This window comes from Streptomyces sp. CG4, assembly GCF_041080655.1.
Taxonomy (GTDB): Bacteria; Actinomycetota; Actinomycetes; order Streptomycetales; family Streptomycetaceae; genus Streptomyces.
On record NZ_CP163526.1, the window covers coordinates 246881 to 272789 of the forward strand.

Below are 25909 nucleotides of genomic sequence, written 5' to 3' on the forward strand. Positions count from 1 at the left end.
CGTCGCGGATGCCGGCCGGACACATGGCGCACCGGGTCACACGGCGCTGCAGCCCCCGTCCACGGGGACGTCGGCACCGGTGACGAAGGAGGAACGGTCGCTGCACAGCCAGGCCGCGGCCTCGGCGATCTCCTGCGGATCGGCGAGCCGGCGCAGTATCGCCCGGGATGTCGCGTGCTCCTCCGGCATCCGGATCTTCTTGAACGCGTCGCTCAGCATCTCGGTCCGGGTGGCACCCACGACCAGCGCGTTGACCCGGATCCCACGGTCGCCGTACTCGGCGGCCGCGGCCCGCGTCATGCCGAGGACGGCGTGCTTGGCCGCCACATACGGCGCGAGGACCCCGGTCGCGAACCGGCCCGCGGTGCTGGAGGTGTTCACGATCGCCCCGCCGGCGGGCTGGCGGAGCATCACCGGGATCTGGTGGCGCAGGCAGTTCCACACGCCGCGCACGTTGACGTCCATGATGCGGTCGTAGTCGCCGTCGTCCGTCTCGTGCAGCGCGGTCCCCACCGATCCCCAGCCGGCGTTGTTGAACGCGCCGTCCAGCCCGTCGAAGGTGCTCACCGTCACGGCGACGGCCCGCTGCACATCGGCGGACCGCGTGACGTCACCGACCACCACGGCGGCGGTGCCGCCGGCCGCGGTGATCTCCGCGGCCACTTTCAGCAGCCGTTCCTCCCTGCGGGCCATGAGCGTCACGGCCGCCCCCTCGGCGGCCATGACTCTGGCCGCAGCGGCGCCGATGCCACTGGACGCACCGGTGATCATGATGCGCTTTCCGGCAAGCACCCCTCGGGCACACGTGGCCCTCACCATCGCACTCCCCCGTTCGACGTATATGACCTCGCGTCTGACAGTCTGGCCCGCTACGGTTCAAACCGAAAGCGCATTCGGAAAACAGAGAGTCAAGCTCAGGCCGTGACGCGGGACTTGGCGAACTCGACCCGCTTGGCGGCGGAGGGGACCGCGATGGCCGGCAGCAGGCAGCGCCACATCTCCTCGATGCGATGCGGCAGGTCGTCGCGGCCGGGCCCCGACTCCGCGAACGCGTGCAACTGGGCGCCCGTGCTGGCATTGACGACGAGCCGGGCCACGGCATCGACGTCGACCGCCGCGCGGATCTCACGCTTGCGCTGCGCCGCCTGCAGTGCCTCGGCGAGGATCGCGGTCCACTGCCGGTGGGAGTTCTCCCCCGGCACCATGAAGGCGTCCTGCTCCGCGACCAGCCGGGCGCCGGCCACCAGCATGGGGTCCCGCAGCAGGCCGTAGGCCCAGCCGAGGGTGATGTCCACAGCCCGCTGGAGGCCGTCGGAGCTGCCTGACGACGGCACGAAGGAGGGCTGCATGCGGACGATCTCCCGGGCCACCGCCTCCTTGTTCTCGAAGTGGAAGTACAGCGCCCCGAGCGTCAGCCCGGCACGGTTGGCGATCTTGTTCACGCTGGCCCCGGCGAAACCGGACTCGCCGAAGATCTCGGCTGCCGCCTGGAGTAGCGCGGCCCTCGTCCGCTGGGACCGCTCCTGCTTCGGTGTCCGCTCGGCCACGTCCAGCTCCTTCCGGTCTCCCTCGACAAAAAAAATTGCTTTCTCTATCTTATGACGAGAGGCACCACCCGGCACCCCGAACGCGGTCATCCCACAGCGGAGTTCAGCAGTCCATCACGGTGTTCACAGGGGGAGAGACTCGTATGTCCGTCAGCATCGCTGCAACCACCGCCGCCGCCCAGGCCGATGAGAGCGCCATCATAGGTTCCATCCGCAAGTCAGAGACCGCCGAAGCGCTGGTCGCCGACTGGCGTCCGAGCACCGACAGCGAACAGTACGTCACCGTGCACTGGCCTGCGGCCCACGGCTTCTACGCCCTGCCCGACGGAACGTACAGCCCGTTGCTGTTCGGCGAGAGCGTGCGCCAGGCCGCGCTCGTCCTCACCCACACCGTCTTCGACATACCGCTCAGCCACCGGATGAGCTGGCAATACCTGAGGAGCACCAGCGACCCCGCGGCCCTGCACCGCACCGGAGGCGACAGCACGGTCGAACTGCGGATGCGGCACACCCACGTCAAGCGCCGGGCAGGCGGAACCATCCACCTGACCACACAGGTCACGGCCGTGCGCGAAGGCCGCGACCTCGGCACCGCGGAGCTTCGCTACTCCGCCTATCCGCCCGCCATCTACGACCGGCTGCGCGGCAGCCACGCCGACGCCCAGCAGGTCTTCGACCACGCCCTGCCGCTCTCCCCCGCCCTGCCGCCCGCCGCCGTCGGCCGCGTCACGGAACGGGACGTCGTGCTGTCGGCCGGGAGGCCGCCCCACCACTGGCGGCTGCGCGCGGACACCACGCACCGCGTCCTCTTCGACCACGCCCACGACCACATCCCCGGCATGGTGCTCCTGGAGGCCGCGAGTCAGGCGGCACACGCCTGCGCCGCGCCACGCCGGGTCGTGCCCTTCGACTTCGAGGCCACCTTCTTCCGGTACGTCGAGCTCGATCAGCCCTGCTGGATCACCGCCACGCCCCTCGACTGCGGCGACGGCGGGCACGGGCGCATCCGGGTCGACGGCTACCAGGGCGACGCGCCGGCGTTCTCCGTCACGACCGAGTCTGCAGCGGTCTGAGCCGCACGGCACCAAGGAGCCCGTACCGGTCCGCCAGGAACCCCGTCCCCGGGTGCGGGGCGGGGTTCTCCGTCTCCCGGGGGATCGCCGTCAGGGACCGGCCGGTTCCATCCCGCGGGCACTCCGCGCTCCGGTCAGGTCTGCGAACCGCCGGGGCCGGCGCCGTGGTGCACCTCCTCCTCCCGGCCGGGCCCGGGCCCGTCGCCGACCGTCATCCCCTCGCGGCCGATCACCGCGAGCAGTTCCAGGGCGCTCTGCGGGGAACTGCCCTCAGGGGCGGTGTAGGTGATCAGATGCTGGTCAGGGCCGTCGGACAGCTGCAGCGCCTCGTAGTCCAGGTCCAGCCGCCCCACCAGCGGACGGTTGAAGCCCTTACGGCCGCTGCCGCGGTCCTGCACGTCGTGCTGCGCCCACCAGGTACGCAACTCCTCGCTCCTGACCGAGAGTTCACCGACCAGGGCGGCGATCGCGGGATCATCCGGACAGCGTCCGGCGGACAACCGCAGGAAGGCGATGCCCTGCCGGGCGGCGGTCTCCCAGCCGACGTACAGCAAGCGCGCGGCCGGCGAACAGAAGGCGTGCCACAGCAGGTTGCGCCGGGACCGGGGCAGGGCGGCGCAGTCCTCGGCCATGAGAGCCGCGGCCATGCTGTTCCAGGCCAGCACGTCCATGCGCCGGCCGATGACGAGTGCCGGGGTGGTGGGGTCCCTCAGCTCCAGCAGACGTCGCATGCTCTGCCTGACCTTCCCGGTCGGCGCGGAACGCCGCGGGGTCGTCTCCGCGCGGGCCAGGACGTACAGATGCTCGCGCTCGTCCGGGGTGAGGCGCAGCACGCGGGCGACGGCGTCGAGGACCGCAGCCGACGGCCGGCCCGCCTGTCCCTGTTCCAGCCGGATGCAGTAGTCGACGCTGATCCCGGCCAGCTGGGCGATCTCCGCCCGCCGCAGCCCTGGAGAGCGGCGACGGCCGACCGGTAAGCCGTATTCCTCCGGCGACATGCGGTCCCGCCGGGTGCGCAGGAAGGGGGACAGTTCACTTCGCTGGTCCATGAGGTCCAGGAGGGCGGACAGTCTCCCCCCGCCCGGTCTCCCGGGCAGCACACCATGCGGGCTCTACGAGTACCAGGTCCGCCGGTACCAGCAACGCGAACCCTGCCTCTACTTCGGCACGTTGCGAAGAAGGTCGCCGGATCGCCTGCGCGGCTGCCCCTGCCGCCGCACACCGGCCTTGATCGCAGCAGTCCCCCGAAGGCACCGGCATCCCGCAGCCCGGCGACGACGAGCCGCTGTGGAGCGGGGTGGCCGAGATCTGGCTGAGGAACGAGGAGGAGCAGCTGGCCTCTCTGCAGACCCCGGAGTTCCTTGAGGGTGCCCGTCTCGACGAGCCCCGCTGAGCCGCCTTCTGGCGCGCCGTCGTCCTCGACACCGACATCGGCATCGACATCGAGGTGTGTCAAGTTAACGGCCCTGTCTCACATTCGGTGGTGACGGAGCGTGCCTCTATCTGAGGAGGATGCGGTGGCGAAGAAGGCTGAAGCCTGCTCGACCGTGCATCTGGCGCGCGATCCGCTTGGTCTTGGTGTTGACCCCCTCGGTCGGGCCGTTGCTGTACGGAAGCGTGAGCCCGGCGATCACGGCGTCGCGGTCTCGGTCTAGGCCGCGCGTGAAGGCGTGCAGATGGGGCAGGTCGGCTGCGCGGACCTGGGCGATCCAGCGCGAGAGCCCGTCGGCATTTCCTGCGCGAGGCGTCAGGAGTTCGGCGAAGTCCCGGCTGCGGGCCGCAGACCTGCTGGACTTCTCCCGCGGAGCGGTCGACCGCCTGGTCGCCAGGGACCGCGAGACCGCCCTGGAATTGCTGCAGCGGGCCTTGCCGGGAGCGGATCCCACCGATCTCCGGGTGGAACGGCTGCGGGTGATCTGGGCCCGTGCCCTGCTCCACCAAGGCCGGGCGGAGGAATGTGCGCGGGTCGCGACCCAGGCCCTCGCCCAGACACGCGATCCGCACCTGCGCACGCAGCTCCGGTGGATCCTGGTGCGTCACGCCCGTACCCGGGACCGTCCCGACGCCATGCACGCAGGTCAGGCCGTGATCGGTCTTGCGGAGGACGCCGCGCCGCTGCTCCCCTGGTGATCCCCTGTTCCCCCGGCGGATACGCGGAGGTGGGGAGCGTGTTCCTCAAGTTTCGCGGGCTGACTTGCCTGGGGTGGGGCCTGCCGGGTAGCGGATGGCGGCGCCGGACCTTGGGCGCGGGTCTGGCCTTCACCTGCCGTGGTGAGGGCTCGAACCGGTACGGTGGTGATCGAACAGCCACCGATGAGGAGGTGGGCAGCTGTGACCCTTCCCGTGCTGCACCCGCGCCCCGGAAACCTGCGCGAGGTCGCCGAACGCATCGAAGCCTCTACCGGGCTACGGGTCGAGATCATCGGAGGCAGCCTCGTGATGTCCCCCACCCCACGCGGCAAGCACGCCGGCACCATCCGGCGCCTGCGGGTGCAGATCGAGCCCCGGCTGCCCGGGGGCCTGGCGCCGTACGAGATGTCCTCGGTCGCCATGCCGGAGGACCCGGACGACTACGCCACACCCGATCTGACGGTCCTGCCCGTGGAGTGGGACGAGGACGATTCCTGGCTGGCCGACCCTGGTGATGTCGCCCTCGCTGTCGAGGTGATCTCCCAGTCGGAGAAGGCGAAGGACATCACCGACAAGAACGGCTGGTACGCCCGAGCCGGGGTCGCCGTCCTGCTTGTCCTGGACCCTCGTACCGGTCGCTGGACTCTGCATACCCGTCCCAAGGGCGGAGAGTACTGCGGTCAGGTCCATGGAGAGTACGGAGAGGCGGTCGAACTGCCCGCCCCTCTGCCGTCCCCGCTCGACACTGGCGTCCTGCCCCGCTACGGAACCTGAGCCTGACGTCGGGGTAAGCGGGAAGTGCGCCCCGGGTGTCAGATTGACGCGGAGGCGACCGGCGAAGCGTGCCTCCGGCACATCAGAGACCCGGCCCGGTCCCGGGGGTCCCTTGGGCCGGACCGGGCGCATGCCTGAGGTCCACGCATCCGCGCTGCCTGCCGGTGCTGCAGTGCACCGCCCATTGGCCTGGTGCAGCGGCTCAGGCGGTCACCCCAAGGCGAAGTAGGCAAGGCTGCCCAGGCCCGCCAGGGTGCAGTAGACGGCGAACGGGATGAGGGTGCGGTTCTCGAAGTAGCGGACCAGGAAGCGGACCGCGAGGTAGGCAGCGATGAAGGCGGCGATGCTGCCCACGAGGAGTGGGCCGCGCAGTCCGTTGCCGGCGAGGCCGAGGAGCCGGGGGGAGCTTGAGGAGGGCAGCGCCCCCGATGGCCGGGGTGGCCAGGAGGAAGGTGAAGCGGGCGGAGTCCTCGTGGTTGAGGCCGCGGAAGCGCGCCGTCAGGACGTGCGGTGCGGCCCGCCCGCGTGGGCGGTGGCGCCCCGGCGGCGGGTGGCCCGGTGCTGGCCGCTGGCCCCGCGCTGCCTGCGGTGCCGACCGCGCACCCGGCGGCGGGTGGCATTACGGCTGGTCGCTGCGGCGGCGGCCATGGCGCCGACCGACAGCATGACGGAGAAGCCGATCATTGCGGGCTGCAACTTGATGTGCTGGATGACCATGCTGAACGCGATGGAGGGCGCGCCCATGCCGATATAGGAGATGACGAAGAACATCGCCAGCACACCGGCGCGGGACGTCGGGGCGGCGGCCATCGCAACCTGGCTGACCGCGCCCTTGAACAGCAGGCCCGCGCCCGCGCCCGCGATCCCGGCCGCGACCAGGAACAGCGTCAGCGTCGGGTGGTAGAGGGAGACTGCGGTCAGCGCCATTCCGCCCGGGAAGAGCACCACGCCGAGCTTCATCAGCCGGACCAACGGCAGAGTGCCCAGCGCCAGTTGGGAAATGGCGGAGGCGGCGAACATGGTGAACGGCGCGATGCCTGCGATGGCGTGCGAGGTGATGTGCAACTGGCCGCGGATGATGATCGCGCCGAGTGAGGAGAACAGGCCGAGCGCCGCGAAGGCGAAGCCCCCCACCACGGAGGCGGCGGTGAACGCCGGGCCGGCACCGGGCCGCAGCGCGAACCGGACCGGCTGCTGCTGCGCGGGCAGTTCCAGGTCGACGGTCTCCGGGGTGCTCAGCACCAGGACCAGGAAGACCAGCATGGCGATGGCCCACAGCGCGTACGGGGTGATCAGCGGCGCCGGCGCCCATTCGGCCAACAGACCGGCCGCCAGGGGACCGAGCGCCAGACCGCCGAGGTTCGCAGCGGCGGCCACCAAGCCGGGTACCGGTGAACCCTCACGGTCCGGATGCGCCTCGTGGTAGAGGTCGGCCAGATACGTGGTGGCCGTGGAGGCCATCAGGCCCACCGCCACACCGGTCAGTGTGCGGCCGACGAGCAGGCCGGGCAGCGCGGGCCAGGCGAGCAGGATCAGCGACGCGAGGGTGGCCACCAGCAGGGCGGGCACCACGATGCGGCGTCTGCCGAAACGATCCGACAGATGCCCCAGGGTCAGGAAGCTCGCCGCCGCACCGACCACCATCACCGCGAACGCCACCGTGACGATGGTCGGGCCGAAGTGATCGCGTGCCTGGTACAGCGGCCACAGCGGAGTGGGCAGGGTACCGAAGGCCATCAGCGCCATGAACGCCATCGCCACGAACCAGAACCCGGTGCCGTGCGACGCCCGGGCGGCTCGCGGCGGCTTCATGGCCGGAGCACCGCTGTCCGCAGTGGCTGGCTCGTACTGGTAGGTCCCTGGTTCGGTCGTGGTCACTTCTGTCGACTCCCGTTGTCTCCGTGACGGCCGTTGCACTGTTCGGGCCGTACATATGAGTCAACAGGCGTGTTCCCACTCCCTGTTTCAACTCAGGGGGATGGGGATCGCATATTTTCCATCTCTGCCAGAGATAATGGCGCGATGGAGCTCCGTCACCTGCGCCACTTCGTGGCCCTCGCGGAAGAACGCAACTTCACCCGGGCCGCCGCCCGTGAACTCATCGTCCAGTCCGGACTGTCCTCCTCCGTCCGGGCGTTGGAGAAGACACTGGGCACGGTGCTGTTCGTCCGCGGCACTCGTCCGGTACGGCTCACCGTGGAGGGCGAGGCTCTGCTGCCCGCCGCCCGGCACGCGTTGGAGGCCGCGGAGGCGGCCCGTCAGGTGGTGCACGATGTAAAGGGCGTGCTGACCGGTCAGTTGCGCATCGGAGCGTTGCAGAACAGCCAGCACCTGGTGCCGTTGGCGAGCTGGCTGGCCGAATTCGCCCGTGCTCACCCGGGGGTGGACATCACGCTGCAGCAACTGGCCGCGCTGCCCATGCTCCAGATGGTCGCCGAGGGCGAACTCGACTGCGCCCTGGTCTCCGCGGTTCCCGGCCGCACCGCTGACCTGCGGGTCATCCCGCTGGCCGCTGAACCGCTGCTGCTGGCCTGTCGGTCCGACCATCCGCTCGCCGACGCGGAGTCGCTCACCCTGGACATGCTGGACGGCGAACGGTTCGTGGAGACCCGACCGGAGTGGGCCAACCGGATCCAGGTGGACGCTGCGTTCACCGCCGCCGGGCTCACCCGCCGGATCACCTGTGAGGTCACCGAGTGGGCGATGGTCCTCGACCTGGTGTCGGCGGGCCTGGGCATCGCCTTCGTGCCCAAGGGAGTAGACCCCGGTGCCGAGCCCCGGTCAGCAGACGGTGGACTGCGGCTGATCTCGGTGACCGGTGTGCACCTGGAACGCCGCATCGACCTGGTGCTTCCCAAGGGACACGCGGCCAGTCCGGGCGCCCGCCGGTTCGCCGAACACATACGTCGAATGCGCACCGCGCGCTGACCGCGGCTGACCAAGCTGACCGTGCTGACCCCCGCTGACTCTTCAGTTCCCGACGTTCCGCCGCGTTCCATGGAGCGCACACGTTCACCACTGTGTCTCCGTTCCTCCGGGTCGCCGCGCGACCGGAATCGTCGTGAGCCCGCCCCTGCCGCTTTCCGGCGTTGGCCCCTTCCTGCCGGGCGGGCGTGAATCAGGGGGATCAGAAAATGAACAAGAATTACGTGGTGCCTGGGGCAAGCGGGGCAGTGTGCTGGCGGCACCCGAGATACCCGTACTGACCGAACTCGTCGAGGGCGGAGAGCCGTTGTCGATGGGATCGTGGCGGGACCGTTTCGAGCGCTCCTTCGCCGATCTGGTGGGCAGCCGGCACGCCATCTCAGTAACCAGCGGAACCGTCGCACTGGAATTGGCGATCGAAACGCTGGACCTGGCGGCGGGCGATGAATTGATCGCCACCCCGCAGACCTTAAACGAAAAACACCCTCGTGCCCGCCAGAGCACGAGGGGCATGTTTGTGTTTCTGTTTCTATCACGCCATGACTGTGACTCTAATAATTCATTCTCTCACGCTGGGTGAAGCGCCGTGCGATGTCTTTATCCCCCGAGTTGCGCCCGGAAGCTTTCCGGGCAGTCGCCTGCCTCCTCGCCGATGGCACTGGCGAAGAACGTGTCGGCGTCAGTGGCGTTGTTTCTCATGTCGGCGAGCCCCTCGCAGGTTTTGGCACGGTTCTGGCGGAACTCCTGAGCCTCCTCCTGTTCCCTCTGGTGCTGTTGTGCCGTCGTCTCGCACCGTCCCAGGTACCCACCGAACCCCGGATTGCAGGCGGCAGACGCGGCTGGCGCGGCGGTTACGGCATAGCCGGCCAGGCCGGCCATGAGAGCTGCGACGGCGCTGCCCCGGGCGACCACACGCCTGCTCCGATTGGGATGTCGACGCTTGTTTTGTCCGCGGAGATTCATGATGCGCACTCCTCTCATGCAGGAAGACTGGTCACCAGAAGGCTCAGTCGTGGAATGAGAGGATTGAAGCGACAAACCAGCACGACCGGAAGTGGGTTCACGAAGTCCTGTGGTGAAGCCGCGACGCGTCCGGGCAAACCCCACGGAGGTGGTAACGAAAACCTACGGAGCCCAATACAGTCGGCGAACGTGATCACGTCCACCCGTTGGTCAACTACCCTCCAAGGTCGCCGTCTCCAAGCTGGTCGACAGCCTCAAGGGTGTCTCCGCCCGCCGGATACGGCAGGAGTTCACCGGCCGGGCCAACCGCGCCGTCATGCACGGACACCTGTGGTCGCCCTCCTACTTCTCCGCATCCTGCGGCGGAGCACCATTGGCGATCGTCCGCCAGTACATCGAGCAGCAAAAACGCCCGCTCTGGCCTGCGGGTCAGAGCAGTCCTGAGATGGGTTTCATCCCCGGCGTGAACGCCGGGACTTTCACGCAAGGCCACCGGTATCCACCGGTGATTACGTCCTCGCCGACCCACACCTGGCCGTACATGTTGACGTTCGTCGTGTCTCCCCCGTCGCCTTGCGTGCCGCTGGCCCAGACCGGGTGGTTGCCCTGGTCGTAGATGACGAAGTTGTCGTCGCTCTGGTAGATGGGGTAGAAGCCGGTGGTCGTGTTGCTGTGCCAGCAGACGCGGCCGTCCGAGGCCTGGAGCACCAGGTCTTCGTTGTCCTGCATGGTCAGGGTGGTCAGGCCGGATGCGGTCTCGTTCGAGATGCTCCGGCCCGGGTACAGGGCCTCATCCGGCCGCCTGCTCACTCTTGCCGACGGTGAAGGCGATGCCGCCCAGCCGGGAGGTGAGGTAGCGGCGCAAGGCCGCTGAGGCGCTGCCTGTCTGGCTGGTGTGCAGTTCGATGCCGGAATGATCCGTGGCCGGGCCGATCTGGTAGACGGGGAACCCTGCAATCGTCGGCGGGCCGTTGTGTGCCGTGAGCCCGCGCACGGCCTCCTGCAGTGTCCCCTCGGAGTGGCGGCAAGCAAGGATGTCGAGCCGGTTGAGGTCAACGGCCGGGTGGGCGCGCCTGGCCGCCTGCGCGAGCCGCCTCCCGCGCGCCACGTCCGTGACACACAGCGCCACCCGGCCCGGGGTGTAGCCGTCGATCACCGTGCCGAAAATGTCCGAGTACGCGGAGTTGAACTCCTCATCGCCGACGGCCTGTGCAAGTGCCTGTGCCTGGGCGGTGTCGGCGGACGTGCCACTGCCCGCAGCGGGTGAGGCCACGCCCTGGCTCTGCACGCCATCCGGACAGGAGGTGGCCACCTGGCCGCTCGGACTCCTGCTGCCGGCCGAGGACACGGACGTAGTGCCGGCAGACGGCTTCTGCGGCGCCGCCGAGTTCCCCGGCGAGGACCCGGCGCACGCCGCAGTGGCAGCCAGCATCCCCGAACACAGCGTCAGAGCAACAGCGCGCCGCATGGTTCCATCTCCCGCCCGTAGTCCCTGCCAAGCGCAGCCGCTCCCCACCAGCACCGAAACGCCGCGACACGATGACGCGCAGTGTGGCGAGTCGGGATTGACTCAGGACCGCCGCGACGACCCGGGGTCTCCTGCTGTCGGCGGCATCGCGCGCGGCCCCGCCGTCACGCGCGAGCAACACCCGCGGCGCCTGATCTCCTCGCCCGCCGCCCGGGCCTGTCCCACCCACCCGCTTCCTTCTTCTTCCTGCTGTGGAGCGGAATTCGGGGGCGTAGAGGGGATGTCGGCCTCCCGACCATCGCAGGACCAGCGTGGTGACCTGCGGGTTCGCAGGCAGACGCGGCAGAGGGTGCGGACGGTCGTCGGCCGGGTTGCCGGCGGGGATTGGGGCCTGGTCCACGGAGGCGTGGTCACTTCGTGACCGTGGTCGGGCCTTCGTGGTCGGGGCTCTGGTCGGAGCCGGCTGCTGCCGTGACCGGTACGCGGTGCAACTCGCCTCCGAGTGGCCCGAGATGCACGGGCACCGGCCCTCCAGGGCCGTGTCCGATCCGACCGCCGCACGGTTGAAGGCCGGATACGGGCGGAGATCGTTCCGGTACCGAAGTGATGGCGGATCAGCCTCGGTTCGCCTTCGGTTGGGACACGGAACGAACTCGGTGTCCCGCATGGCGTGCCGCCCTCCGAGGAACGACCCCTGCTCACGGGGAGATCTGTCCGGAAATCGATGTTTGATGCAGGGTAAATCGCGCTCTGAAGCAGAGTCGTGGCGCTGACCTGCACTCCCTGCCCGGAATCACGCGGTCGCGACAAACCCTCTACCCTCTGCGCTGGCCGGATCCGGATCATGGACCGTCCGAACATCGATCCCAGGGGGGTTCTCATGAGCTGGTTCATCGCCGCACTCAAGAAGTACGCGGTCTTCAGCGGACGCGCGCGCCGCAAGGAGTACTGGCTGTTCCTGCTGTTCACCTACATCATCTTCGCCGTGCTGGGAGTCATCGCCGCCGTGAGCCACACGCCGGCCTTCTTCGCTCTCATCGGCGTCGCCTACTTCGTCCTCCTGCTGCCGGCCTGGGGCGTCGGCGTGCGCCGGCTGCACGACACGGGACACTCCGGCTGGTGGCTCCTGTTCGGGCTCGTCCCGCTCGTCGGCGGTATCACCCTGCTGGTCTTCTTCTGCACGGACAGCGAGTCGGGCATCAACAAGTACGGCCCGAACCCCAAGGAGATCCAGGCGGTCGCATAAACGCCCGGGGGATGTGCGGTCCGGATCACGGAACGAACCGGTGTACATGGCACGCTGACCCCTGAGAAAACGTTCCGCCCGCCGCGCCCCAGCCTCCGAGGAAGTCGGACAGGGCGCGGCGTTGCTGTTCCTCGCGCATGGCAAGCGTGACGAGCCTACGGCCCGTCAGACCGAGCCCACCACCCACACGACACCCCCGCCCCCGTCCCGCGGCCGTCGGCCAAGGCCGCACCGGCCGCCCGCCAGCACACCCCGCCGATCAGACCGTGCGGCACACGGCAGGGCAGAGGGCGACGGAACCCACATGGCTGTCGCGTCTGCCGGAGCCGGGTCGCCCGGGGGGCCTGCACCAGGAACCTCACTTCCGGGCAACCCGACCAGCTGAGTCGAGAAGGCACACGACCCGGGGCTCCCGGACAGAGCCCTGCGGGGAATCCGTACAGGCTTTCGTCACCCCATGGGGTGAACTCCGGGCATACGCATGACAGGAGAGCGCCCGCAAAGGTCAACTGGGCTGACCCACCACGTCATCCACACCCAGCCCCGCGGACCGGCCCCTTGCCTGTCCGGTCCGCGGCAGCCCCTGGGTGTGCAGGCTCACTCTCCGGGCCTGCACACCCAGGCCAGCGCGCAAGGAGGAACCGCGCTGCCACAGCCAGGGACACCAAGAAGTCCGCGGTTCCCCGGCCTGTCCACCTCATCAGCGCCTGCGCCAGGACAACAAGCGGGACAGCTGCTACCGACCCCGCACGCAGGTCAGTTCCCGATGACGGGCACATCGCCCCGAGGCAGAACGGATGAAACGGCCTGAAGTCACGGACTACACCACGGTGTTGGGCGCCAGGACCGGCTGGACCGCCCCCATGCCAACCTCGGAATTGCCCACTCCGCTGACGGTCGGAGCGACCTGAGTGTCGGGGTGCACTGCGGTGTTGGGCGCCACGCCCGACTGGACCGTCCCCGTGCCAACCGTGGAGTTGCCCACTCCCTTGACGGACGCGCCGCCGTGGTGGACGGACGCGCCGGCGTGAGCCGAGGCCGAACCGGCTGCGGCCAGCGCGGCGACGGAAGCACCGCAGACAGCGATGGCGAGCCGGGAAATCGCGAGAGACATGCACACTCCTCATATCTGGAGCAAATTGCTTTTACATATCTCTCAACGACGTACAAATTCTGAGGTTACTAACGTTACGTCATATGGCTTCCTCCTCGGTGCGGGTTGACTCGTCGCCAGGAACACCGATGCCGCGTTGCGTGAGGTGACCCGTCCAGCGCAGGGCCAGTGCGGGGGTGCCGACCACGTCATGAGGCCGTCTGCCTGCGCGAGCATCGTGACGACGGCGGGGGCCGTGTCCGACGAACCGCCGTTCTCCTGTCCACCGACATCATGTGCAGCTCATGTTCTGTTGTGCCGACGGCATTTCACCTGCTGGTTCAGCTCCGGCTTTCCGGCTCGTCCGGCGCCGGTCCGGCGACGCCGGTCAAGGGGGTAGGAGCCACGGCCGGGCGATCCGACAAGCGCATCATCCGGCCTGCCTGCCACTGCCGCAGTCGGTCCGCCACCCACGAGCCGCGGGCGGCGGTCCAGCAGCAGCGGGGGCGGCGGTCAGCGCGCCGGTGCGCAAGCGTCCTTCCGCGTCCCGGCCAAGGAGGAGTGCCAGGAAGCCCGCCAAGCACTCCCGCGCAGGGCGAGCGTCCCAATATGTTCCGGGCCGCCGCCGATCACCCACACGGGGGGCGCCCGAAGCATGAGCGGGAGCGGCAGTGTCTCGTCCGGTGCCGCATGCTCAGACGCCGGGGAAGTAGCGGCTGAAGGGGGTGTCGTTGACGGCGAAGATGCCGTTGAAGGGCTGGTTGAGCTGGTAGACCAGCAGCACGGTGAAGGTGATGAGCGCTGTCAGGCCCATCACCATCGCCACATGGGTGAAGCTGCGTGTCACCCCGAACATGAACATGAAGGCCACGGTGAGGACACCGCCGACGATCAGCCCGAACCACAGCATGGGCGACAGGGGGTTGCTCGCGTCCGCCTCCCGGCCGCGCCGGGCGTCGTCCAGGGTGCTCAGCTGGGCCAGGGCCTCCTGGAGTGTGGCCGACTGGGTGGGGGTGGCGTTGTCGGGCAGTTGGGTCGCCGCCCGGACCTCGTCCAGCAGGCCCCAGCCCGTCCGGCCGGACGGCTGTCCGTCCTCCATCTCGGGCCACTCGGCTGTCACGACATGGTGCACATACGTGTCGACGGCGGTCCGCGTCTTCTCGGCCTGCGCGGCCGGAAAGCCTGCGGCCAGCAGCCGGATCTGGTGCGCGGCGCTCGCCTCCGCCTGCACATGTTCCTTGACGCTGGACCGGGTCTCCCATACGGACACCATCGAGAGGCCCAGGACCAGGGCGTAGAGCACGCCGACCATCATGGCGATGTACTCGGCCACGTCCTCGCGGGGTTCCTCGTCCGGAGCCGGCGGCCAGTAACGATGCCGGATCACCACGATCCCTCCGGCGACCATGGCGATCCCCAGGACGACGGCGAAGGTCTCGATCATCGGTTCGGGCTCCTGACGTCTCGGTGGGCTGGATGGCTGGTGGGTTACGGGCCGATGCGCCGCGATCCGAGGAGGGCGGCGGCCAGGGCGGCCGGGATCAGCATCAGGAACAGAACGGTGAGAAGGCCGAGCCCCGTCGGGCCGCCTCCGGGACGGATGAAGCGGTACATGAGCGTGGTGGCGGCGCGTGGCCGTCGGGCTGGCGGGGTGCGAGGGGCACTGGTGGGCGGGGGCACTGGGGAGGTGGATTGACCGCCGGTTGCTCCGCCGCCGGTTGCTCCTCCGCCAGTCCCGCCACCGCTTGCCGCGCCTCCGCCAGCACCACCGCCACCCCCTCCGCCTTCGCCCCCGCCGCCGGCGGCAGCACCTCCCGCAGCCCCCGCACCTCCCGCAGCCGCCGCACCTCCGGCTGCCGCCGCACCTCCGGCTGCCGCCGCTCCTGCGGCGGCTCCCGCGCCGGGTGCGGGCAAGGGTGGGAGTGGCGGCACGGGGACGCCCGAGGTAGGCAGGACCGGGGACGGCGGCACAGGGACACCCGAAGTAGGCAAGACCGGGGACGGCGGCACAGGGACACCCGAAGTAGGCAAGACCGGGGACGGCGGCACAGGGACACCCGAAGTAGGCAAGACCGGGGACGGTGAAGGGGTGGTGGGCGGTATCGGGGGGCACGGGCAGCCGATGCGGACGCCCGGCAGCCCTGGATCGGTGACCCGGATGTCGTACAGGTCGGCCCCGGTGCGGTTGATGAGCAGGTACGTCTTCTCCAGCGGGTGGCTGACGCGGATGCCGGGTCGGGTGTCGAGGGCGACCTCCAGGCCGAGCCCGTGGCGTCCCGCGCCGTAGGCCACGGCCCGGTGCGCCGGTGTGCCAGCCACGGCGACGAGCAGCACCAGCGGCGCCGCCAGGCGGGGCCCGGGGGCGCGCCAGCACCTCCCCAACACTCCCATGAACACATGAATAGGAGTAACAAGGCGCTGTGCTGGCGTGCTTCGGTCCACGCCGGTCACCGGGCGTGAGCGTACGAAGATCACTCCATTGCCCTGGTACACGGCCAATACCGCCCCTGGAGGTCAGCGCGACGCTTGTAGCGGATCCGGAGCCGTTTGAACTGGTGGAGCAGGCGAAAGTGCGCTCGACCACCCTCCTGGTACGCCCGAGGCCGGAGCCGTGGGCGACGCCGCGCCGGGCGATGAGGGGCTTGATGCCGCGCTTCCGCAGCTCGTGACGGTACTTGTCGAAGTCGTAGGCATGGTCGGCGATCAGGCGCTTCGGCTTGCTGCGGGGGCCTGCGCGCAGTCCTCGTATCCGAGGGATCGTGTCCAGCAGCGGGATCAACTGCGTGACATCGTGCCGGTTTCCGCCGGTCACGGACGCGGCCGCAGGGGTGCCGTGCCGGTCCACGATCACATGGTGCTGGGACCGGGGCGGGCGCGATCGACGGGCGAGGGCCCGGCATGATCTTCTCCTTTGAGCGCCCGGACGTGGGAGCCGTCAATCGCGCAGTCGTCCATCTCCGGCAGGCCTGCCCTGCGTAGTTCGGCCGGCAGGGTCTGATGAAGGCGAGGCCAGGCCCCGGCCTCGGTCCAGTCCCGCAATCGGCGCCAACCGCGTTGCGCCGGCCGCCCCTGCGAGTCGGGTGCGGTGGCAGCAACATGGCTATGCGCTCCCACAGTTCATCAGGGACGAGATCAGCAGGCACTGGGCAGACCCTGCGCATGAAGATGGTCAGCCGCCAGCCGGCACACCGATCTGCTTGAACGATCAGTTAGAGGGTGTCTCACGTGGCAAGTTTCGCGAGCTTCTTGTAGCAGGTCAGGGCAGCAGCCAGGCCGAGGAGGGCGAGGAAGTGTGAGCCCTTTCGTTCGTACCGGACGGTCAAGCGGCGGTAGCCGAAGAGCCAGGCGATCGACCGTTCGATCTTCCAGCGGTGCCGACCCAGGCGTTCGCCGGACTCGACGCCTGGCCGCGCGATGCGCGCGACGAGCCCACGCTCGCGCAGCCAGGCCAGGTGTTCGGCGGAAAAGTACGCCTTGTCGCGCGGAGTTTGACGGGGCGGCGTCGCCGTGGCTCCCCCCGGCGGAACCGGATGGCGGGGATGCCGAGGATGGGCGGCTTGAGGGCGAGGCTGTCGTGCATGTTCGCGCCGGACACGGCGACGGTGAGTGGGACGCCCTGGGCATCGGACAGCACGTGCAGCTTGCTGCCCTTCTTGCCGCGATCGACCGGGTTCGGCCCGGTCAGCGATCCCCCCTTTTGGAGCGAACGGAGGCCGCGTCGACGATCGCCGACGTCCAGTCCACCTCGCCCCAGGCCCCGAGTTCGTCCAGCACCGCCCGGTGCAGCCGACGCCACAGGCCGGCCTCGGTCCATACCGTGAAGCGGCGATGCGCGGTGGCGGGCGACGTGCCGAACGTCGGCGGCAGATGCCGCCAGGCACGGCCACTGGTCAGGACGTACACCACTGCCGTGAACACGGCCCGCGCGTCACACGGAGCGGTCCCACCACCTTGCGGTCGAGCCGCGAACGACGGCAATAACGGGGCGACCAGCTCCCATGGTGCATGAGGAACCCGACGCTTCGACAGATCAGCACTCACGACCGGCATCATGCCGCTCGAACATCACGTCACGTCGTGGGACAGCCTTCTAAGCCTTGGTTGGTGCGGCCGTCCTGGCGGCCTGCTCGACCTTCGCGAAGTAGGCTGCACGGGCTTCCTCGTCGATCGGCTGCTCGTGTTCGGCGCGCACCCCGGTCCGGCCGTCGAGGCCCTCGCGCAAGATGTCGGCGTGCCCGGCATGCCGGATGGTCTCGCCGAGGACATGAACCATGATGGCGAACAGGTTCGTGTTCGGATAAGGCTCCGACCACCAGGGCACGTGGCCGGGGGTATTGAGGGCAAGCTCGTTGATCGTCGCGTCCGAGTGTTCCCACGTGCGCCGGTAGAACCCGATGATCTGATCGCGCGTCTCGTTCTCGGCCGCCCATTGATCGCTGCCGTCGGAGTCCTGCCACCGGCACAGCGGTTCCGGAGAAGGGCGGTCGAAGACCTCACCGAAGTACCTGGCCTCGACCGTGGCCACGTGTTTGACCAGGCCGAGGAGGTTGGTCCCGGTCGCTGTCAGAGGCCGGCGCGCGTCGTATTCGGACAAGCCATCGAGCTTCCAGAGCAGCGCCTCACGGTCCCGCCGCAGTCTCTTGTGCAGGTTGTCTTTCGCAAACTCATCGATCATGCGGCACGAGCCTGCCATGGGCTGCTCATGGTCTCAAGATCCCGTACGTGGTCCGCAACGACTGGCGGAGCCGTGGTCAGCTATGGTCACCGCTCCGACCTGCTGCAAGGAACTCCAGTCGACGGCCTCCTGCGCGATCTGGCCGGGAGTGCCGAGCTCGTCGCCCTTCTTGCGGAGGCGGCCCTGCCGGCCGGTCCTGGGCGGGGTGGGGCCGGTCAGGACGGCGTTGCGTTGCAGGCGGAAGGTCCACGTGACGTTCTGGGGCAGGGTGGTGATGTCCTCGTGGTGGTAGACGGCGTCGGCGATCACGTCGATGGTCCGCTCGGGCAGCGCACCGGCGGGGCGTGTCATCGACCGAGACCACCATGCGCGTCTGGTCGGGGAGCAGATGGGCCACGACCGTCTTGGCCAGCGTCATCCCGAGCCGGTGGGGGTTCCACACGGCGCGGGAGAAGAACTGGTGGGCCCGGTCGTGCGGCCAGCGGCCCGCCAGGTTCGCCGCGGTCAGCATCCCGGTGACGGTACGCCGGCCGACAGCCGTGGCCATGCCCACCGCCAATTGGCAGAACACCAGGAAGGACGGGGCGGTGAAACAGGGCCGGACGATCTGGAAGACCCGCCGCATCGACGCCGGTGTCGTCGGCAACGGAAAAGCATCGGCGGCCCCTCAACGAGGTGGATTCAGACCCGTCGATGCTTCCGTGAGTCCGAGCCCGGCATGGCTTGTTCAGCGAACCTGGTCAGACGCTACCTGGCCGGACCGTCAGCGGGTGATCGGGTTTCACCTGACCGGGGGCTCTACATTGACCAGGGACGCGTACGGCCGGTAACGCGCAGCATTCCCGAACGTGTTGAGGAACGTGACGCCCTCGATGCTTTCGAGCGCGGCCCGCAGGCGCGGCGCCGCGCTGTGTTCGGCGAAGCGGCGCCATTGCTGCTCGTCCTCCCACTCGGCGAAGTTGAGCACCTGCTCGCCGTCCTTGGACAGGTGGAAGTGGGCCCCCAGCAGCCCCGGCACCTGCTCCTCCTCCAGGATCGCGAGCACCGTGCCGGCGAGCCGGCGCTGGGTGGCCGGGCCGTCCGTACGGAAGGCCGGGGTGACCAGCAGGCCCGGGTTGCGGCCTGCCGCATCGGCCGGGAGGTGGCTGCGGCCGAGCGCGTACCGTACCAGGCCGGGCCGCTGGATGCCGGGGAGCTCCTCGTCGATGCGGCCCACCGTCGCGGGACGCCGGGTGCGGGCCCATGCGCGGTGTGCGTCGTCGTCCGTCCACTGCGCGTAGAAGAGGATGCGCAGGCCGTCCTCGCTCAGGAAGGCGGTCAGTGAGAGCATCGCGTCCGGACGGTCGTCCTGCCGCTCCCACTCCGCGATCAGCAAGTCAGCTGCCCTGTGCTGGAGTTCGGGAGCCGAAACGATCCACTGGCTGACCAGGGCCGTACCCGCGTCGGGGCGGCGGACGTCGGGGAAGTGCACGGTGGGCATGGCGGTCCTTTCGTGTTGCCGTGCCCTGCAGTCTTCTTCCTCGAGCACGCTTGAGGTCAAGGAGTCACCGGGCCAGCCGCCCAGCAGGGCCGGCGCGGCGGCCACACCGGCGACCACCGCGGCCGTCAGCACGGCGAAGTCGAGGCCGAGGTGGGCGGGCGTGTTGATCAACGGGGAGCGGCCTTGCCCTGAGCCGCTCGAAAAGTCGTCGCTGCAGGTCACGCCACATATCGGTACTCGTTGATGAGGCCACCGAGGATCCGGGTGAGCACCGCTTCGGGGGTGTCGAGGCTGTGCCCGGACTGGGCAAGACCCGTTGGGTGGTGGAGCAAACCTTGCCTGGCTCCACCAGTTTATTTGCCTCCGCACCCGCTGCGAGATACGAGCGGACTTCCATCGAGAGGTTCTCCAACTCGCCTGCAGCATCATCTACTTGAGGCGCCTTAGCAGCGCATTCTGAAACGATCAGTCAGTGAGCCTCCCCCTCGGCTCCCGCGGCTGCGGTCCCCGCTCAGCGCCGGGAGCCGTGATCGGATGACTGAGGAGTAGCGTCTCCGAGACGGCCAGCCCGTTGGCGAGGACCAGACCATGGGGCGCAAGCGCATCGATCACGTCCTCGATCGTGTCCGGCAGCGCCAGCAGTCGGTCCCTCTCCAGGCGCCCGGCCGCAAGGAGGTCCCCGGAGTGGACGGCGATGCGGCGCAGTGCGAACAGCCGGTGGAGGGCGTGCAGGAGGCGCCCGGCCTCAGGGTGGCTCGTCTGTTGAGCGGCTGTCAGCAGGCCCTCGGCTGCGAGGCGGTGGGCGTGGGCGTCGACCAGTTGGAGCGCGGGCAGAACGGTGCGGTCGAGGACGCTGCCCGGGCGTGAGCTACGGCTGCGGGCGCGGGCGCGCTCGTGCCATATTCGTTCGATGTCGGCGAGCAGGTCTTGCAGTGCCTCGGGTTTGTCGAGGTTGCTCGGTCCGGGGCGAGGCGGATTCGGGGTGTAGTTGCCCAGGAGCATCTCCATGCCGGCTTTGACCCATATAGCCTGGTTGTCGCCTTCGGCGGTGATGGCGCCCTCGCCGGCGGCGAGCTGGCCCGCGATGCCGTTGGCCAGGAACAGGCCCTGGGCTCCGCAGCGCTCGCGGCATTCGGTCATCACCTGGCGGCCGCGCCAGGTGATCCAGCCCTTGGTGATGGCTGCGAGCCGCTCGGCGTCGTCGCGGTCGGCCTTCGTGATGGCTTGTTCCCATTTCCGGACGGCGGTGCGGTGCAGGAACGTTGCGGCGTAGCTGGTGGCCAGGGCGTCGATGAGGGGGGCATGGTGGCTGCGATGCCGCCACAGCGGGACTGTGCCGCCTCCGGTGCCGCTGGAAGTGTGCCGGCTGTGGGCGTATCGGACGGCGACGGCCAGAGCGTGGCGGGTGGTGCCCAGGTGGTAGGCCTGCATGCACAATTTGCCGACGGTGACCCGGCTCACCGAGGCGAGGAATCGCTTCCGGGTACTGCCGACGGTGCTGGTGTAGACGCCGTCGGGCGTCAGTCGGCCGTGGTCGGCCTGGAGCATCGCCTCGTGCGGCAGACGGACGTGGGTGAAGGTGGTCATGGAGTGGTCGACGGGGGCACTGGTTGTCTGCGGGAGGCGTTCGACGGTGATGCCCGGCAGGCATTGCCCGGTCTCGTCGTGGAGCGGGACGAGATAGAGGTGCACGCCCCGGTCCTTTTCGCCGGTGATCAGCCGGGCGGCGACCAGGGCCGTCTTGGGACCGCCGATCGGGCTGGTGTTGGGCATGAACTTTGCGGCTTCTGGCCGTGGCGTGTGCAGGATGAACTCGCGGCCGGCCGCATCGTAGGTTGCGGTGGTCTCCATCAGCGCGGCACTGTTGCCGTGGGCCAATTCCGTGCACAGGTAGACGCCGATGCGGTCCATGTTCAGGAAGGGACGCAGGTCGTGCGTGCCCTTGGCGTCCAGCAGGCTGCCCAGGACGAGGTTGTAGTGGATGCTGAGGATCGTGCCGAGTCCTGGATCCACCGGGCCGACCCACTCGTGCAAGGCTGTGAGGCGCGTTGTGTCTCGCGGGAGGTTTTCGGGGCTGTTGGCACCGTCCAGAGACTTGTTGATGTGCCGCAGGCGCTCATACGAGAGCGCCACGCGTTCCTCGGGCGACAGCTCGCGGTGGTGGAACATGGGGGTGCTGAACAGATCACGCCAGGGCGCGTGGACCTGGTCGAACCGGCCCTCGAAGAGGGCTCGCGTAAGGTCTGCCGTAATGTCCGCTGCAGCTGATTCGTCCTGCCGAGAGCGCGTCTGAAAGATCACGCAGCGGACGATAGAGCATGCGGAACAAACGCTTCAGCATGATCTTTCACACGATTGAGGACGCCAAAAGCGAGGTAATTACCCAGCACTCCGGCGCCGGGCACATACACCCGCCCTCGCTCGATCCGAGCATCGGCCCAGTAGTCGGCGAGGCCCGTGGGCGCCGCCGGGACGACCTTCATGATGATCAAGGAAGTGGCACGTCACGACGTGCCGCAACCCCGAGCGACCGAGGAACCCTGTTCTCATGCCTCCACTCGGTCAGTGCTGTCCGTCCGGCTGTGGTTCGGGGGTCCTGGTGAATCGTGCGCGGTCCGCAGTCTGCAGTGAAGCCGGCTGTATCAGAATCCGGTTGCTGCTCCACGGTCGGCTGCGCATCCTGCTGGGATGCGCTTCTCCGTCAACATCCCGAACTTCGGTGATTTCGCCGACCCTCGCAGCGTCGCGACCGTTGCGGCTGCCGCCGAACAGGCCGGCTGGGACGGGCTCTTCGTCTGGGACCATGTACTGCACCGACAGCACCAGGGGCGTCCCTTCGCAGACCCCTGGATGCTGCTGACCGCAGCCGCGCTGGCCACCTCCCGGATCCGACTGGGCACACTGCTGACGCCGGTCCCCCGTTACCGTCCGCAGCAACTGGCCCGCCAGGTGGCGACCCTGGACCACCTCAGCGGCGGCCGGGTGATCTTCGCCGCCGGCCTGGGCGGTCCGGTCGAGGACGAATACCGCAGCTTCGGCGACGCCGCCGAGCCACGCCTCCTCGCCGAGCGGCTGGACGAGGGACTGGAGTTGTTGGGCCGCTTCTGGTCCGGCGAGCCGGTGAACCATCACGGCCGGCACTACGAGGTCCGGGATGTGGCGCTGCTGCCCGCCACCGTGCAACGGCCTGGTCCGCCGGTGTGGATCGGCGGGTTCTGGCCGCGTCGTGCGCCCATGCGGCGGGCAGCGCGGTGGGACGGCGCGGTGCCGCTCTTCGAGACGGCCCGGCACGGTCATGCGCCGGACGTGGCGGAGGTATGCGAGCTGGTCGGCTATGTACGCAAGCACCGCACAGCCGGGGCCGAGCGCCCCTTCGAGTTCGTGCTCGGCGGTGCCACGCCCCCGGACGCGGCGAAGGCCAGGGACGTGATCGGTCCCCTGCACGACGCCGGTGCCACCTGGTGGGACGAGCGACAGGTCCAGACCGGCCCCGGCCTGGACCGCCTCCCTGCGGTGCTGCGTCGCATCGAGGCGGGGCCGCCGGTGATCTGATCAGCCATTCGAGGTTGTGCCGGACGCGTTCAGCATCCCCGCTGGAGCGCCCGCCCCGGCCACCAGCACGCTTGGGCCCGCCGCGCCCCGGGGCGGGCGCAACGCCGGCAGCGCGGCCGGTCCGGCGGCGGGCAGCGCGGCGGCAGAGACCGGATCCGCCCCGGGCGGGCGCCGGGGCCATGATGGCCTCCTTGACGACGGCGTACTCGGCCGCGATGTCGCCGTTGAGACCGTTCCTGACGAGCACCTCGCCCCTGCCCGGCGCGGGAGTCGGGACCTTTCGCACCTCCGGTACGTCCGGTGGGCCATAGCGGTGGTACCCGCGCCGCGCGCATCGTGGCGCGAGGAGTCGTGACCATATGAGTCTCGCCTTTCCGACGGGACGGCAACGGGAACGGACGGCAGGGCTGTGCCGTTCCACCGTCGCCGGGCCCGCAAGTGGCGGCAAGGAACAGCTCGCCCGCCCCGCCCCGGTCGAGACAAACGGCGCCGACTGTCTCGCGCGGGAGCGGGAGTTCGCCGTAAACGAGGTGCGCGCACGCTCTGCCGTTGGCACGCTGCCCCGGTGAATCGCGAACAGATCTCCCGCATCGCCCATGCCGAACACCCCATCAGGTCTCCGCTCGACGACGACTCGGTCCGCCGCCTGCTGGAACGCGGCCTTGCAAGAGGCGAGGAGCGGGTGCTCGACCTCGGCTGCGGCACGGCGGAATGGCTCCTGCGCGCCCTGGTCACACGGCCGGGCGTGCGTGCCGTAGGCGTGGACGTCTGCGAGGACGCCCTGGCCCAGGCGGCCGCCGCGGCACGCGACCTCGGTGTCCAGGACCGCCTCGTCCTGCATCACCAGAAGGCCGAACAGTTCGTGTCCGAGGAGCCGTTCGACGTGGTCCTCAGTTTCGGGGCCGCGCATGCCTTCGGCGGTCTGCTCCCCACCCTCGCCGCAGCCCGCAGGTTCCTGGCGCCCGGCGGTCGTGTCCTCATCGGTGACGGATTCTGGGAGCACCCTCCGTCACAGGAGGCCGTCGAGATGCTCGGGAACTTCACCGGCCTGGCGACCACCCTGGACCGTGTCGTCGCCGATGGCTGGACTCCCGTCGACGGGCACATCAGCACGCGTCAGGAGCTGGACGCCTACGAATGGGCCTGCTGGGGTTCCCTGGCCGCATGGGCCCTGGACCACCCCGGCCATCCGGACAGCGTGCAGGCGCTCGAGACGGCCACGCTCCGGCGCGCCGAATGGCTGCGCGTCTACCGGGACACCTGGGGTTTCGTCTCCCTGGTCCTGCGTCCCGCACCCGACTCCGCCTGAACCGACCGCTCCTGCGCGAGTTGGCCGGCATCGGCCGAACCGCACAGGAACGGGCGCCGGGCGTCGCGGTGGCCCTTCAGGCACCTTGGGATTGCCCTCGAAGACCGAAGCGAGGACCATTCCCCGTTTCGTGCTACGGTCCCTCCCGACACCCAAGCGGGGAATGGTCCCCAGTTCTGTCCGGGAGCCGCCGATGCGCACGCAGCACCCCACCGTCCGACTCGCCGACCTCACCGGCGACTTCACCGCCGACCCCTACACCGCCTTCACCGCGCTGCGCTCGCGCGGGTCTGTCCACCACGTGCGTTTCCCCACCGGGGACGAGTCGTGGCTGGTGGTCGGGCACGAGGAAGTGCGCGCCGCGTTCGCCGACCCCAGGCTGCGCCATGACGTGCGGCACTGTGCCGACTTCGAGGACGACGGGCTGTACGCCGTGGGCCGCAACATGCTCCAGGTCGATCCGCCCGACCACACCCGCCTGCGGACGCTGGTGGCCCGCGAGTTCACCGCCCGCCGCGTGCAGGCGCTGCGGCCCCGCGTTCAGGAGGCGGCCGGTGCGCTCCTGGACGCCGTGGTCGCCGACGGCCGTGCCGACCTTGTGGCTGCATACGCCTATCCGCTGCCGCTCACCATCATCTGCGAGCTGCTCGGCGTGCCGGACCTGGACCGGGCTGCCTTCCGGGCGTGGTCCACGAAAGTCGTCGCCCTCGACGATGCGGAGCAATCCGCCCGCGCCGGGCAGGAGATGGCCGTGTACCTCGCGGAGCTGGCCGAGGAGAAACGGCGGCTGCGGGACGCGGCGGAGAGCGATCTGCTGCACGCCCTGGTCCGCGCCCACGACGGGGACGGCGCCGACCGGCTCACCCCGCAGGAACTGCTCGGCATGGCCTTCCTGCTGCTCGTCGCCGGGCACGAGACCACCGTCAACCTCATCGCCAACGCCGTCCACCTGCTGCTCGGCCATCCCGGGCAGCTCGCCGCCCTGCGCGCCGACCCCGAGTTGCTGAAGGGCGCCGCGGAGGAGACGCTCCGCTTCGAGCCGCCCGTGCCGGCGGGCACCTACCGCTACACCGCCGAACCGATCACCCTCGGCGGCGCCCGGATACCGGCGGGCGCGCGTGTCGTGCTCTCCATCGCCGCCGCGAACCGCGACCCCGCGCGCTTCCCCGCCCCCGAACGGTTCGACATCCGCCGCGATCCGGCCGCGACCCGCGCCCACCTCGCCTTCGGGCACGGCCTGCACCACTGCCTGGGCGCCCCGCTGGCCCGCCTGGAGGCGACCGTGGCCCTGCGCATCCTGCTGGACCGCTTCCCCCGCCTGGCCTTCGACGGTGACGGCACACCGCAGTGGCGCACCAGTCTCATGCGGAGCCTGCGAGAGCTGCCGGTGCGCTGGTAGACACCGGCCCCCTTTATCTGCACGCTCTGCACCGAGGGCGGTCCACCCGTGCGGGATCCAGCCGGCGACATGCCCCCGGTGAAGAGAGCGAGGCCGGGAAGCTCCAGCGCGGACACAGCCCCTGCGGCCTCCCGGCAGAGCACCCGCACCCGGAGGACAACGGTGCCGCACTTCCGCCGTTTCGCAGGGGAAAGGGCGGCCGCCGGCCGAGTTGTGCCGCCAAGACCCTGTCTTCCCGGCGCACTTGACCCCGCACCGGCCGGGGCGCCTCCGTA

25 protein-coding genes and 8 pseudogenes are annotated in these 25909 nt (G+C 69.6%); 13 read left to right on the forward strand and 20 right to left on the reverse strand.

Going from position 1 to position 25909, the window contains the following annotated elements; translation table 11 throughout:
* Nucleotides 1-36 precede the first annotated feature (36 nt).
* Nucleotides 37-819: an SDR family oxidoreductase gene (locus AB5L52_RS46330; RefSeq protein ID WP_351027701.1), complete on the reverse strand. Its 783-nt coding sequence runs from the start codon at nucleotides 817-819 to the stop codon at nucleotides 37-39.
* A gap of 95 nt (nucleotides 820-914) precedes the next feature.
* Nucleotides 915-1547 (reverse strand): ScbR family autoregulator-binding transcription factor, encoded by a 633-nt coding sequence (locus tag AB5L52_RS46335; protein ID WP_369369192.1) that lies wholly within the window; start codon nucleotides 1545-1547, stop codon nucleotides 915-917.
* 143 nt (nucleotides 1548-1690) lie between these two features.
* Between AB5L52_RS46335 and AB5L52_RS46340 the strand changes: the two genes are divergently transcribed.
* Nucleotides 1691-2620: a ScbA/BarX family gamma-butyrolactone biosynthesis protein gene (locus AB5L52_RS46340; protein WP_351027705.1), complete on the forward strand. Its 930-nt coding sequence runs from the start codon at nucleotides 1691-1693 to the stop codon at nucleotides 2618-2620.
* Nucleotides 2621-2754: 134 nt separating this feature from the next.
* Here the strand turns inward: AB5L52_RS46340 and AB5L52_RS46345 are convergent, their stop codons facing one another.
* Nucleotides 2755-3669, reverse strand: a complete 915-nt coding sequence (locus AB5L52_RS46345; protein ID WP_369369193.1) for a helix-turn-helix transcriptional regulator — start codon at nucleotides 3667-3669, stop codon at nucleotides 2755-2757.
* Between the two features lie 227 nt (nucleotides 3670-3896).
* Between AB5L52_RS46345 and AB5L52_RS46350 the strand changes: the two are divergent.
* A pseudogene (locus AB5L52_RS46350) lies at nucleotides 3897-4010 on the forward strand (ethyl tert-butyl ether degradation protein EthD); the annotation flags it as partial.
* Nucleotides 4011-4119: 109 nt separating this feature from the next.
* On the opposite strand, the pseudogene AB5L52_RS46355 reads toward AB5L52_RS46350, so the two are convergent.
* Nucleotides 4120-4389 (reverse strand): annotated as a pseudogene (locus AB5L52_RS46355) (transposase); the annotation flags it as partial.
* Here AB5L52_RS46355 and AB5L52_RS46360 point away from each other — a divergent pair.
* Together AB5L52_RS46360 and AB5L52_RS46365 are read left to right on the forward strand one after the other, a co-directional pair.
* Nucleotides 4283-4750: a hypothetical protein gene (locus AB5L52_RS46360; RefSeq protein ID WP_351027854.1), complete on the forward strand. Its 468-nt coding sequence runs from the start codon at nucleotides 4283-4285 to the stop codon at nucleotides 4748-4750. The pseudogene AB5L52_RS46355 and the gene AB5L52_RS46360 overlap by 107 nt on opposite strands.
* Nucleotides 4751-4951: 201 nt before the next feature.
* Nucleotides 4952-5524, forward strand: coding sequence for a Uma2 family endonuclease (locus AB5L52_RS46365; RefSeq protein ID WP_351579726.1), 573 nt, complete (start codon nucleotides 4952-4954; stop codon nucleotides 5522-5524).
* Between the two features lie 210 nt (nucleotides 5525-5734).
* On the opposite strand, the pseudogene AB5L52_RS46370 reads toward AB5L52_RS46365, so the two are convergent.
* Both AB5L52_RS46370 and AB5L52_RS46375 read right to left on the reverse strand, forming a co-directional pair.
* Nucleotides 5735-6011 (reverse strand): annotated as a pseudogene (locus AB5L52_RS46370) (undecaprenyl-diphosphate phosphatase); the annotation flags it as partial.
* 11 nt (nucleotides 6012-6022) lie between these two features.
* Nucleotides 6023-7402 (reverse strand): MFS transporter, encoded by a 1380-nt coding sequence (locus AB5L52_RS46375; protein ID WP_351579729.1) that lies wholly within the window; start codon nucleotides 7400-7402, stop codon nucleotides 6023-6025.
* Between the two features lie 144 nt (nucleotides 7403-7546).
* Here AB5L52_RS46375 and AB5L52_RS46380 point away from each other — a divergent pair, with 144 nt between their 5' ends.
* On the forward strand, nucleotides 7547-8452 hold the full coding sequence (locus AB5L52_RS46380) for a LysR family transcriptional regulator (protein ID WP_369369194.1): 906 nt from the start codon (nucleotides 7547-7549) through the stop codon (nucleotides 8450-8452).
* Between the two features lie 133 nt (nucleotides 8453-8585).
* On the forward strand, nucleotides 8586-9029 hold the full coding sequence (locus AB5L52_RS46385; protein ID WP_351579735.1) for a DegT/DnrJ/EryC1/StrS family aminotransferase: 444 nt from the start codon (nucleotides 8586-8588) through the stop codon (nucleotides 9027-9029).
* 17 nt (nucleotides 9030-9046) lie between these two features.
* Here the strand turns inward: AB5L52_RS46385 and AB5L52_RS46390 are convergent, their stop codons facing one another.
* On the reverse strand, nucleotides 9047-9412 hold the full coding sequence (locus tag AB5L52_RS46390; RefSeq protein ID WP_351579738.1) for a hypothetical protein: 366 nt from the start codon (nucleotides 9410-9412) through the stop codon (nucleotides 9047-9049).
* Between the two features lie 164 nt (nucleotides 9413-9576).
* Here AB5L52_RS46390 and tnpA point away from each other — a divergent pair.
* Nucleotides 9577-9827, forward strand: a pseudogene (gene tnpA, locus AB5L52_RS46395) (IS200/IS605 family transposase); the annotation flags it as partial.
* A 14-nt stretch (nucleotides 9828-9841) separates the two neighbouring features.
* On the opposite strand, the gene AB5L52_RS46400 reads toward tnpA, so the two are convergent.
* On the reverse strand, nucleotides 9842-10222 hold the full coding sequence (locus AB5L52_RS46400; protein WP_351579741.1) for a hypothetical protein: 381 nt from the start codon (nucleotides 10220-10222) through the stop codon (nucleotides 9842-9844).
* Complete coding sequence (locus AB5L52_RS46405) at nucleotides 10203-10685, reverse strand: hypothetical protein (protein WP_351579744.1); 483 nt, start codon at nucleotides 10683-10685, stop codon at nucleotides 10203-10205. Before AB5L52_RS46405 ends, AB5L52_RS46400 begins: the two co-directional genes overlap by 20 nt.
* A gap of 1075 nt (nucleotides 10686-11760) precedes the next feature.
* Here AB5L52_RS46405 and AB5L52_RS46410 point away from each other — a divergent pair.
* Nucleotides 11761-12126 (forward strand): DUF805 domain-containing protein, encoded by a 366-nt coding sequence (locus tag AB5L52_RS46410; protein WP_351579747.1) that lies wholly within the window; start codon nucleotides 11761-11763, stop codon nucleotides 12124-12126.
* Nucleotides 12127-12946: 820 nt separating this feature from the next.
* Here AB5L52_RS46410 and AB5L52_RS46415 read toward each other — a convergent pair.
* The 9 genes and pseudogenes from AB5L52_RS46415 to AB5L52_RS46455 all read right to left on the reverse strand — a co-directional run bounded on the left by AB5L52_RS46415 (nucleotide 12947) and on the right by AB5L52_RS46455 (nucleotide 19545).
* A complete protein-coding gene (locus AB5L52_RS46415; protein WP_351027724.1) occupies nucleotides 12947-13240 on the reverse strand; it encodes a hypothetical protein in 294 nt (97 codons plus the stop codon).
* Between the two features lie 673 nt (nucleotides 13241-13913).
* Nucleotides 13914-14663, reverse strand: coding sequence for a DUF4239 domain-containing protein (locus AB5L52_RS46420; RefSeq protein ID WP_369369195.1), 750 nt, complete (start codon nucleotides 14661-14663; stop codon nucleotides 13914-13916).
* A gap of 44 nt (nucleotides 14664-14707) precedes the next feature.
* A complete protein-coding gene (locus tag AB5L52_RS46425; protein WP_351027727.1) occupies nucleotides 14708-14833 on the reverse strand; it encodes a hypothetical protein in 126 nt (41 codons plus the stop codon).
* 857 nt (nucleotides 14834-15690) lie between these two features.
* Nucleotides 15691-16362, reverse strand: a pseudogene (locus AB5L52_RS46430) (IS5 family transposase).
* Between the two features lie 78 nt (nucleotides 16363-16440).
* A pseudogene (locus tag AB5L52_RS46435) lies at nucleotides 16441-17269 on the reverse strand (IS5 family transposase).
* Between the two features lie 40 nt (nucleotides 17270-17309).
* Complete coding sequence (locus AB5L52_RS46440) at nucleotides 17310-17894, reverse strand: DinB family protein (protein ID WP_351579756.1); 585 nt, start codon at nucleotides 17892-17894, stop codon at nucleotides 17310-17312.
* 33 nt (nucleotides 17895-17927) lie between these two features.
* Nucleotides 17928-18245 carry a hypothetical protein gene (locus AB5L52_RS46445; RefSeq protein ID WP_369369215.1) on the reverse strand — a complete coding sequence of 106 codons (318 nt, stop codon included), beginning with the start codon at nucleotides 18243-18245 and terminating at the stop codon, nucleotides 17928-17930.
* Nucleotides 18246-18294: 49 nt separating this feature from the next.
* Nucleotides 18295-18519: pseudogene (locus tag AB5L52_RS46450) on the reverse strand (hypothetical protein); the annotation flags it as partial.
* A gap of 156 nt (nucleotides 18520-18675) precedes the next feature.
* Complete coding sequence (locus tag AB5L52_RS46455; protein WP_369369196.1) at nucleotides 18676-19545, reverse strand: antibiotic biosynthesis monooxygenase; 870 nt, start codon at nucleotides 19543-19545, stop codon at nucleotides 18676-18678.
* Nucleotides 19546-19673: 128 nt separating this feature from the next.
* On the opposite strand from AB5L52_RS46455, the pseudogene AB5L52_RS46460 reads away from it, so the two are divergent.
* Nucleotides 19674-19834: pseudogene (locus tag AB5L52_RS46460) on the forward strand (IS5/IS1182 family transposase); the annotation flags it as partial.
* A gap of 5 nt (nucleotides 19835-19839) precedes the next feature.
* Here the strand turns inward: AB5L52_RS46460 and AB5L52_RS46465 are convergent.
* Together AB5L52_RS46465 and AB5L52_RS46470 are read right to left on the reverse strand one after the other, a co-directional pair.
* Entirely contained in the window at nucleotides 19840-21675 is a 1836-nt protein-coding gene (locus tag AB5L52_RS46465; protein ID WP_369369197.1) for an acyl-CoA dehydrogenase, read from the reverse strand.
* Nucleotides 21672-21866, reverse strand: coding sequence for a hypothetical protein (locus AB5L52_RS46470; protein WP_369369198.1), 195 nt, complete (start codon nucleotides 21864-21866; stop codon nucleotides 21672-21674). Before AB5L52_RS46470 ends, AB5L52_RS46465 begins: the two co-directional genes overlap by 4 nt.
* Nucleotides 21867-22062: 196 nt before the next feature.
* Here AB5L52_RS46470 and AB5L52_RS46475 point away from each other — a divergent pair, with 196 nt between their 5' ends.
* The 4 genes from AB5L52_RS46475 to AB5L52_RS46490 all read left to right on the forward strand — a co-directional run bounded on the left by AB5L52_RS46475 (nucleotide 22063) and on the right by AB5L52_RS46490 (nucleotide 25634).
* On the forward strand, nucleotides 22063-22926 hold the full coding sequence (locus AB5L52_RS46475; RefSeq protein ID WP_351579768.1) for an LLM class flavin-dependent oxidoreductase: 864 nt from the start codon (nucleotides 22063-22065) through the stop codon (nucleotides 22924-22926).
* A gap of 359 nt (nucleotides 22927-23285) precedes the next feature.
* Nucleotides 23286-23495: a hypothetical protein gene (locus AB5L52_RS46480; protein WP_369369200.1), complete on the forward strand. Its 210-nt coding sequence runs from the start codon at nucleotides 23286-23288 to the stop codon at nucleotides 23493-23495.
* Entirely contained in the window at nucleotides 23492-24235 is a 744-nt protein-coding gene (locus AB5L52_RS46485; RefSeq protein WP_351579774.1) for a methyltransferase domain-containing protein, read from the forward strand. The genes AB5L52_RS46480 and AB5L52_RS46485 overlap by 4 nt, the downstream gene beginning before the upstream one ends.
* A gap of 193 nt (nucleotides 24236-24428) precedes the next feature.
* On the forward strand, nucleotides 24429-25634 hold the full coding sequence (locus tag AB5L52_RS46490; RefSeq protein ID WP_369369202.1) for a cytochrome P450: 1206 nt from the start codon (nucleotides 24429-24431) through the stop codon (nucleotides 25632-25634).
* The last annotated feature ends 275 nt before the right edge of the window (nucleotides 25635-25909 follow it).